This window comes from Corynebacterium sp. ACRPO (assembly GCF_022347205.1).
Classification (GTDB): Bacteria; Actinomycetota; Actinomycetes; order Mycobacteriales; family Mycobacteriaceae; genus Corynebacterium.
Window position 1 is genome coordinate 1 of record NZ_JAKRNE010000025.1, and the last position, 9,285, is coordinate 9,285.

At 56.3% G+C, this 9,285-nt stretch carries 8 protein-coding genes; 5 read left to right on the plus strand and 3 right to left on the minus strand.

Features of this window, described 5'->3' with window-relative positions; genetic code table 11:
- A partial coding sequence (locus tag MHY22_RS11325; protein WP_239274592.1) for an IS3 family transposase occupies window positions 1–86 on the plus strand: 86 nt, incomplete at its 5' end.
- Between the two features lie 94 nt (window positions 87–180).
- Here MHY22_RS11325 and leuD read toward each other — a convergent pair.
- Window positions 181–771, minus strand: coding sequence for a 3-isopropylmalate dehydratase small subunit (gene leuD, locus MHY22_RS11330; protein WP_005323303.1), 591 nt, complete (start codon window positions 769–771; stop codon window positions 181–183).
- Window positions 772–792: 21 nt separating this feature from the next.
- Complete coding sequence (gene leuC, locus MHY22_RS11335) at window positions 793–2,214, minus strand: 3-isopropylmalate dehydratase large subunit (protein WP_239279381.1); 1,422 nt, start codon at window positions 2,212–2,214, stop codon at window positions 793–795.
- 52 nt (window positions 2,215–2,266) lie between these two features.
- On the opposite strand from leuC, the gene MHY22_RS11340 reads away from it, so the two are divergent.
- The 4 genes from MHY22_RS11340 (at window position 2,267) to MHY22_RS11355 (ending at window position 8,508) form a co-directional block, all read left to right on the plus strand.
- Entirely contained in the window at window positions 2,267–2,950 is a 684-nt protein-coding gene (locus MHY22_RS11340) for an IclR family transcriptional regulator (RefSeq protein WP_239279382.1), read from the plus strand.
- A gap of 183 nt (window positions 2,951–3,133) precedes the next feature.
- Window positions 3,134–3,427: a hypothetical protein gene (locus MHY22_RS11345; RefSeq protein WP_234447205.1), complete on the plus strand. Its 294-nt coding sequence runs from the start codon at window positions 3,134–3,136 to the stop codon at window positions 3,425–3,427.
- A 218-nt stretch (window positions 3,428–3,645) separates the two neighbouring features.
- Window positions 3,646–6,297, plus strand: a complete 2,652-nt coding sequence (locus MHY22_RS11350; RefSeq protein ID WP_239279383.1) for a YhgE/Pip domain-containing protein — start codon at window positions 3,646–3,648, stop codon at window positions 6,295–6,297.
- Between the two features lie 3 nt (window positions 6,298–6,300).
- The gene (locus MHY22_RS11355; RefSeq protein WP_239279384.1) at window positions 6,301–8,508 is read left to right on the plus strand and encodes a YhgE/Pip domain-containing protein; all 2,208 of its coding nucleotides are present in this window, start codon (window positions 6,301–6,303) and stop codon (window positions 8,506–8,508) included.
- 173 nt (window positions 8,509–8,681) lie between these two features.
- Here the strand turns inward: MHY22_RS11355 and MHY22_RS11360 are convergent, their stop codons facing one another.
- On the minus strand, window positions 8,682–9,065 hold the full coding sequence (locus MHY22_RS11360; RefSeq protein WP_370658854.1) for a hypothetical protein: 384 nt from the start codon (window positions 9,063–9,065) through the stop codon (window positions 8,682–8,684).
- Between the last annotated feature and the right edge of the window lie 220 nt (window positions 9,066–9,285).

The window sequence follows — 9,285 nt, forward strand, 5'->3', positions numbered from 1 at the left end:
ACAACACCGAACGCATCCAACAACGACTCAAGGGCCTGACCCCGATGCAATATCGAAATCAGACCCTTGAAGCCCTAACCGCCTAGAATTAAACCAGTCCAACTTTCGGGGGCCAGTTCACCTTCTTTAGAAAGAACTGTAGGGGTGTTGGCGCAAGTTCATCCCCAACCGCGCTCCCATTTATGGGGCGATAACAGAGGGCTTAAAGCCGGGGCGTCGCTTTTCATAGTCAGCAATATTGTCCTCGTTACGGAGGGTGATACCAATGTCATCGAGTCCCTCCATCAACCGCCAACGGGTGTAGTCATCGATGTCAAAGCGGTAGGTATTTTCTCCCACCGTGACCGTTCGCGCCTCCAAGTCAACGGTGACCTGGGTTTCTCCTGCCTCCAGCTGCTTCCAGATAAGCTCTATGTCTTCTTGTTCCATCAAGCCGGTAAGAAGGCCGGACTTTCCTGCGTTGCCGCGGAAGATATCTGCAAAGCGGGACGAAAACACGGCACGGAACCCGTATTCACTCAACGCCCATACTGCATGTTCGCGGGAGGATCCGGTGCCAAAATCACTGCCTGCAAAAAGCACCGACCCATCTTTAAATTGCGCTTGGTTGAGCACGAAGCTGTCATCGGAGCGCCAATTAGAAAACAACCCTTCAGAAAAGCCTGTACGCTTAACCGACTTCAAGTAACGCGCGGGGATGATTTGATCGGTATCCACATTGGAAGCGCGCAGGGGCACGCCCGTTCCCGTATAGGTAATAAACTTCTCCATTGTCAATGCCTTTCTTAGCGCTCAATTCAAGTCAGCAGGACTAGACAGGTATCCGGTCACGGCTGTAGCGGCAGCCACCTGGGGTGACACTAGGTGTGTGCGCCCACCAGGACCTTGACGGCCCTCGAAATTGCGGTTGGAGGTGGAGGCGGAGCGCTCGCCCGGCGCCAATTGGTCTGGATTCATCCCCAAGCACATCGAGCAACCAGCGGTACGCCATTCAGCGCCAAACTGGCGGAAGATTTCATCTAGGCCTTCTTCCTCCGCTTGAGCCTTGACGGCTGCTGAAGACGGCACTACCAGCATCCGCGTATCTTCAGCGATGGTACGGCCCTTGACTACGCCGGCTGCGGCGCGCAAATCTTCAATGCGAGCATTGGTGCATGAGCCGACAAAGACGGTATCTATTTTGATATCGCGCAGGGCAGTTCCCGGCTGCAGGTCCATATATTGTAGGGCCTTTTCTACGGTAGCCTTTTCATTATCGTCACCGCAGTCTTCTGGATCTGGAACGCTCTCACCTAATGGCAGGCCTTGTCCAGGATTGGTTCCCCAGGTAACGAATGGGGTCAAAGCAGAACCATCAATTTCGACGACGGTATCGAATTCCGCCCCCTCATCAGTGGGAAGCGTCTTCCAATAGTCAACCGCAGCATCCCAGTCTGCCCCCGTAGGAGCGAACTCACGACCCTTCACATATTCAAAAGTGGTCTCATCTGGAGCGACCATGCCGGCGCGGGCTCCCGCCTCAATAGACATATTGCAGATGGTCATGCGCGCTTCCATGGACATCTTGCGGATTGCTTCACCACGGTACTCAATGATGTGGCCTTGCCCGCCGCCGGTACCAATTTTGGCGATAACAGCCAAGATGAGGTCTTTGGCAGACACACCTTCTTGCAGTTCGCCTGTAACCTCAATCGCCATCGTTTTAAAAGGCTTCAAGGAGAGCGTCTGCGTGGCCATGACGTGTTCTACCTCAGAGGTACCAATGCCCATTGCGATTGAACCAAAGGCACCGTGGGTGGAGGTATGCGAATCGCCGCAGACAATGGTCATACCTGGCTGCGTGATTCCCAATTGTGGGCCAACTGTATGGACAATGCCTTGCTGCGCATCTCCCATGGAGTGCAAGCGCACACCAAATTCTTCGCAGTTTTTCCGCAGGGTCGATACCTGGGTGCGTGAAACCTCATCCTTGATTTCCAAGAGGTTGCCGGAATTGATGCCTTGCGTGGGAACGTTATGGTCCTCGGTGGCCAAGTGCAGCTCAGGGTGACGCAACGTGCGGCCGGCCAGCCGCAAGCCATCAAATGCCTGCGGACTGGTAACTTCATGTAGTAGCTGAAAGTCAATAAAGATGAGGTCTGGCGCCCCAGCATCGCCGTGTTGGACGACGTGATCGCGCCACACTTTTTCTGCCAATGTCAGCTTCTGGTTCATAAACATCTCTCCACACTTGAAATCTCATGAGTTGGGACGTAGATTTCATTGTATGGGAGAGTATAGCGCAGTTTCCGGAATTAAGGTGTTGGATCGAGCAATGGCCATTATGATGGCCGCCGCCAACCACCCCTCCACCCTCAATGAATTATGCGAAACCACGGGGCTACCTCGGGCGACGGCACATAGATTGGCCACCGCGCTCGAGGCACACCGCATCCTCGTTCGCACCCCCGATGGAAAGTGGAAGGCCGGCCCTGCCCTTCCCGGCAACCGCGATCACCTCCTCGAGGCAGCGGGACCAATCATGGAGAAACTGCGCGAACACACCGGAGAATCCATCCAACTCTACGAAGTCACTGGAAATACCCGCACCTGCATTGCCACTAAGGAGCCGGAATCCGGCCTCCACAACGTCGTACCAGTCGGGCGCCAGCTACCGCTTAGCTCCGGCTCTGCCGCGCGCATCATTGCCGCATTTGTAGACATTAATACCGATAACGCCTCGTTTACCCAAGCAGACATTGAGGCGGCCAGAAACCAAGGTTATTCCGAGTCTATTGAGGAACGCGAAGCCGGCTTAGCCTCCATCTCCGCGCCGGTTTTCGATGGTTCCGGCACCTTCCTCGCAGTATTGTCGATTTCCGGATCTGCCGAGCGCTTCCAACCTTCCCCGGCCCAGAAATACGCCGACATTCTCACTTCCGCCGCACGCGAATTGAGCAATCTCCTTTAAGGCCCTCCCTAGCTTTACGACGCCCGCCTCCACCTAACCCCAAGGAGGCGGGCCGATTTATTTCCCAAACCAGAAAAATCAGAGAAACGCGCCCACGCCTATTGAAACCGAAATGAAAATGCGGTTTAATGAAAACACACTGAAAACAACGGGGCTTCCCCCCACCAGAGAGGATCAGACATCATGACCCACACCACCCACGAAGACCATACCCACACCCATGGCGCCGATTGCGGCCACGTTTCCTTCCCACACGGCGACCACACCGACTACCTCCACGAAGGCCACATTCACCGTGAGCATGATGGCCACTGGGACGAGTGCGAGACCACCGAGCACGTTGAAGCCGAGGCGCACGCCGACCACACCCATGGTGAAGGCTGCGGCCACGTAGCGATCCCGCACGGCGACCACGTGGACTACCTGCACGACGGCCACCGCCACGCCGCCCACGGCGATCACTACGACGAGCACTAAGCGCTTATCGAGGCATAGCCCCATACCGCTTGCCGCCTGGACCCCTTCAACTGTGGGCCCAGGCGGCCTTCTCTATGCCCACCCCCTACTGCTGAAATCCTCCCCGAAATTCACACCAGAAACATATCTGCAAGCTCGGCGGGACGCGCTCTCTCATTTCTGTTTAAAATGACAGTCAGACTATTAGTTCTTTCCGGTTGGGTGCTACGGTTTTTCGAGTGATTACTAGTTGGAAGATTTTTCTTCAAGATTTTGTCCGCTTGTGGCGGACCCCGCAGGTCTGGGTGATCCTCATTGGTTTGATGATCACCCCAGCCCTGTATTCTTGGGTAAACATCTCCGGTTTCTGGGACCCATACGGAAACACAGAACACCTCAAGGTCGCCGTAGTTAATGAGGACAAAGGCGCATCCTCGGAGATGACTGGCCACTTAGACGTTGGCGGGCAGATGATTGACAAGCTGCATGACAATGACGAGCTGGGCTGGCAGTTCATGGACAGGCAGGAAGCCGAAGACGCCGTTAAGAAGGGTGACGTCTTCGCCTCGGTGATTGTCCCCGAAGACTTCTCGGCCGATTTCGTGAACCTTTTTAAAGGTACCTATTCTCAGCCCACGCTGGAATATCACGTCAATGAGAAGCTCAACGCCATTGCACCGAAGATTACTGATACTGGCGCTTCGACACTAGACACCACCATCAGCTCGACCTTCAAGGAGCAGGTAGCGGATTCGGTGGCTACGGAGCTAAAGAACTCCGGTGGCGATTTGAGCCAGAAGATTAACAGTACCGCAAGCAAGACCGCGGATTCTTTTTCAGAGACCGCAGATACGGTAGCTAACTCCCGCAGCCAACTTGCTGACGTGCACTCCACCATCGAGGATGCGCGCCCAACTATCGCGCAAGCCCGCGAGTCTTTGGGCACGGTGCAAAAGACCCTCGACGATGCCCAGACCGCCTTGGATGAGCTGAACGCTATAACCGCAGAGGTCCAGCGGGAAGTCACTTCTTTCTCGGACGATGCCACCGCTGCCTACGTAGAAGGCACGACCGCTATGGCGGACGGCACCGCCTCCGCCAATGCCACCGTGGGCTCGGTCTCCGGCAAACTGCGCGGCGCCCTCAACCGCGTTGCTGCCGCATCCGCTGGCGCGTCTGGAATCGTCGGTGAAGCTGATCGGGCTATCGATCAGCTCGATAAGCTTGCGGCTTCACCGGCCCTGCCCCCGCAGGTTTCCCAACAGATTAAGGATCAGGTAGGAGAACTCCGCGAACGCAATGACCAAAATAAGGCCGTTCTCGGTGACTTAGATACTCTCAACGGCGATACGAACGACACCATCGATTCGCTCAATAAGACCACGGGCATGTTGGAAAAGATGGCCGCCCAAACGCGCGATGATTCCCACGCGCTGCGCGATAATGTAGCCGAAGGCCTACCCAAGCTCAACGCTGCGCTTTCCGCCGTCACCGCTACCACCGGCAAGCTATCCGCCTCACTCGAAAGCCAGCAGGCACTGGTCGGGCAAACCGATGGGCTCTTGGGCGGCGTCGACGAGCAGCTAAGCCAGGCCCAGCAAGTAGTTGAGCGTTTTTCTGTGGACCTCGACGGTATTGAGGAGGGGCTTCGTGCCTCCCGCAGCGACGTGATTGCGCTGAGCAATACTGCCAATAACAATTCCATTTTGCAGTCTGTCAAGGGCCTTAACACCGATGAGGTGTCTTCCTTCCTTGCCTCCCCTGCGGAGATGGAAAGCCACGCCGTATTCCCTGTAAAGCACTATGGTTCCGGCATGTCCTCGCTCTTTATCAACCTCACGCTGTGGATCGGCGCGTTCATGCTGCTCATCATCTTCCGTGCTGAGGTAGACCCGCAGGGCCGCAAGGACCTCACCATTACCAAGGCTTACCTTGCCCGCTTCCTTTTGCTTTCCTTCTTTGCCATTGCCCAGGCACTCATCGTGTCCATCGGCAACCTGGCCATTGGTGTTGAACATGCCAATGCATTGGCCTACGTCGCTACCGCGGTCATCGTGGGCCTGTGCTACCTGAGCATTACCTATAGCTTGGTTTCTACGTTTGGACACGTAGGCCGCGGCATCGCGGTGGTCTTCGCCTTCATCCAGATTCCGGGCGCATCCGGCCTCTACCCCATTGAGATGACGCCGGACTTCTTCCGCGCGGTGCATCCATTCCTGCCCTTTACCTACGGCATCGATGCCATGCGCGAGACCGTCGGTGGTTTCTACGGCAACCACTATGCGCGCGACCTTGCCGCGCTCATCGGCATGGCCGCGATCGCTTACCTCATCGGTACTGTGATGCGCCGCGGCCTGTCCAACGTCAACATGCTGGTCAATGACGAACTGCATAAGGGCGGTCTCGTTATCAATGAGCAGGTCCACCTGGTCGGCAGCCGGTACCGCTTTACCGACCTCCTCTATGCCTTGAATGACCGCGAGGCGTACCAACAAAGCTTGGAGGATAAGTGGAGCATGGCCCGCAGGAATTACTCCCAGCTGATGAAGATTACCGTCGCGGTAGGCCTAGCGTTAGTCGTCGCTTTGGGCATCTACTCACGCATTAACCCTGAAGAAAAGGCCATCATCTTCGGCCTGGCCTGCCTGGTGACGCTCATTGCGGTGGGCGTTATCTGCTCCCTTGAGTACGTCAAGCAGAGCATCGCGCACGATAGCCGCCTGGCGGATCTCAGTGATGAGGAAATCCAGGAGCACCTCGAGCACCGACAGGAACACCCAAACCGCTACCTCCTAGAGGACTTAGACGAGGAATCCACATTTTCTAATGCCAGCGAGACCAAGGAAATGCCCGCCGTTGATGGCGATGGCTCCGGAAAGGGAGGCGAGTAAGTCATGAAAAACATCCTGACCATTCTCCGCGATGACCTCCACGCCATTCGCACCAATGTAATGACCGCGGTCATCATCTTTGGCCTTGCCATCATCCCGTTGCTTTTCACCTCCTTCAACGTGTTGGCCAGCTGGGATCCCTTTTCTAATACCGACCAACTCAAGATCGCTGTGGCCAGCGAGGATGAAGGCCACGAAAGCGACCTCGCCTCCCTGAAACTGAATTTGGGCGATAAGGTGCTCTCACAGCTCAGCCGCAATCAAGATATCGATTGGGTCATTACTGATAGCGCCGATGCCGTCGAAGGAACGAAGTCTGGCGAATACTATGCCGGCATTGTTCTGCCCAAGGACTTCAGCGCGGATTTGCTCACGTTTTATGTAGAAGGAACCGAGCCAAGCAAGCTCAACCTCTATACCAATGAGAAGAAGAATGCGCTGTCTACCATCATCACGCAAAAGAGTGCGGACGGCGTCATCCAGAAAATCAACGAGTCCTTCACCCGCGTGGTATCCAATGTCGGCCTTGGCGTCGTCTCGGATTTTGATAAATACCTTAATGAGGACGATACCCAGACTGCACTCAATAACCTGCACAACCGCGTCAATAACGTCAGCACTCGCCTCGATGCTGCGGCTGGCACCGTAGGTGCACTAAGCAATCTGGTCGACTCCACCCTGCCGCTTACGCAGGCTGCGGACAATATCCTCGCCGAGGCTGGCCGCCAGGCTACGGAGACCGACAATGACCAAGGCGAAAACCCCATCGACGTTCTGCGCTCTACCCTCAATGACTCGGCTGGCTCACTCGACGCTTCCTTGGCGGCTACAACGCAAAGCTACGATGCGCTCTCTGCCCAGGTTGATGAGTTGCTCGATAATGCAAGCACCACCAGCGCACAAACGGCGCAGACCTACCGCACCGCAGCTGAGCGTGTAGACGAGCAGACAAAGGCCTTTGAGGGAGTTCGCGCTTCCCTCAAGGACCAAGCCGATAAGGTAGCTCTACCAGCTCCAGTCGCGGGTGGATATAAGGCGATGATGGGCCAGATTGATGCCTCCATTGCGCAGAGCAACGCGCTGCATGATTCGCTGGTATCTACCGCCGATGACCTTGAGCAAGGCCGTGGCACGTCCCAAGACTCCCGACAGCGCACCAAGGGTGCCATCGCCAATGCCAAGCAGGCTGCTGAAAAGGCACGCAATTCCTATAACGAGAACCTCAAGCCGCAGCTAGACCAGCTCAACCAGAGCGTCTCGGTGGTCGCGGACGATATTGATGCTGTCAAGCAGGACATCGCAGGCATTCGCTCTTCGGTCTCCCAGAAGGAGGGGTCGCCACAGCAAAGCCTGGCGCGCGCCCGCGATACCACCGCCAGCCTTGCCAGCACCCTGCGGGAGCAAAGCGGCCGTTTTGCTGACATGGGCCGAAAAATCGACGAGGTGCGCCGTGGCGGCGATTTAGACAAGCTAGCGGATATCGTCGGCAACGATCCAGAACTGCTCGCCTCCCGCATTGCCGCTCCCGTGGCTGTAGACCGCCAGCCGGTCTACCCTGTCGCTGCCTTTGGCGTGGGTATGACGCCGTTCTACCTCGCTTTGTCGCTGTGGGTAGGGGCCCTTCTGGCATGCGTGCTGGTGCATACCAACGCCGAGCGTAAATACTTGCGCAAGGACGAGAACGGCAATTACGACGAGAGCGAATTCACCCGTGGTCAAGCGTTCTTCGGTCGCTTTGCCACACTCGGCCTAGTTGGCCTCGCGCAGGCCACCTTGGTGGTTCTCAGCCTTATCTTCTTCGTCCAGATCGAGCCCGCGCACCCATTCATGCTCATGTTCGCCGCATGGATAGTCTCCCTGGTGTTTATGTTGATCATCTATTCACTTGTCATCACACTCGATAGTGCCGGCAAGGCCTTGGCGGTGTTGTTGCTCGTGATACAAGTCTCTGGCTCCGGCGGCGCGTACCCGCTGCCCCTGCTGCCTGAGTGGTTCCAGAACGTGAGCCCGTGGCTGCCAGCGACGTACGCTATTGATGCTTTCCGCAGCGCCATTGCGGGCATCTACCACGGCGATATATGGCGCGAGTTGGGCATGCTACTGTTATTTACCATCCCCGCACTCATCGTCGGCCTCATTCTCCGCCGCGCTATGGATGCCTATCACAAGCGCCTCAAGAAGGCGATTAAGAAGACGAAGGTCATGGCGTAGCCGCGCTGGGCGACGTCTCCCCTTCCGCACTTCCTACACCGCCCACCAAGCCCTTTTCACGGCTTGGTGGGCTTCTTTCATGCCTTGGGTCAAAAGCTCACACTCCGGCCTAAACGACAGAATGTGTTGTTTTGCGGCGTGTCGGGCTAAACGACATTTTGTGTTGGTGGGGTTTAGCGTATGTGGCCTTTGCGTATTCCCATAGAGTGGTTGTAGGCAGTGTCGATGGCACTGTCGTAGGTTGCTGGTCGGCCGTCTTCGTGGCCGCTGGTGGCTTGTCTTTCCTGGTTGGCTAGGGTTTGTGCTTTGGCGAGTGCGTCCTGGCCCCAGTTTTGCTGCCTGGCGATCTCTACAGGGTCGCCAGGCAGTTGCGTGTGGAGGTATAACCACCAGTCGCAGGCGATGCGCTGTTGTTCATCGCGCAGTCCGCGGTGGGTGTACATAAGTTGCTTAATTTGTGAGTTCACCCCGCCTTCTAGCTTGTTGGTCGTGCGTTCAAACCGTTGGCCTTTTTCAGCTTCGGTGAGGTAGGCAAAAAGGTGTCCTTGTTGGCTCATCTTCTTTAGCTGCAGGTAGATTCCGCGGTGAGTGTAGTGGGTGTACCACCACTTTTTGTTCCGGCGCTTGGACTTTGGAATCTGGTCGAAGGGGACGTCTGTTGCGACCGGCTATTTGGTAGCAGTGTCGTGACTATCCGGTAGCGCTTCAGTGAGTTTCTGGTAGCAGCTCAGGGCGCTCGGGATGATACTTCCGGTAGCCGCACCACTCGGGTGCGGC

Bases quoted from the DNA above. Each gene is read 5' to 3' on its own strand.
- leuD (WP_005323303.1), bottom strand. From the start codon at position 771: ATGGAGAAGTTTATTACCTATACGGGAACGGGCGTGCCCCTGCGCGCT.
- leuC (WP_239279381.1), bottom strand. From the start codon at position 2,214: ATGAACCAGAAGCTGACATTGGCAGAAAAAGTGTGGCGCGATCACGTC.
- MHY22_RS11340 (WP_239279382.1), top strand. From the start codon at position 2,267: ATGGGAGAGTATAGCGCAGTTTCCGGAATTAAGGTGTTGGATCGAGCA.
- MHY22_RS11345 (WP_234447205.1), top strand. From the start codon at position 3,134: ATGACCCACACCACCCACGAAGACCATACCCACACCCATGGCGCCGAT.
- MHY22_RS11355 (WP_239279384.1), top strand. From the start codon at position 6,301: ATGAAAAACATCCTGACCATTCTCCGCGATGACCTCCACGCCATTCGC.
- MHY22_RS11360 (WP_370658854.1), bottom strand. From the start codon at position 9,065: ATGAGCCAACAAGGACACCTTTTTGCCTACCTCACCGAAGCTGAAAAA.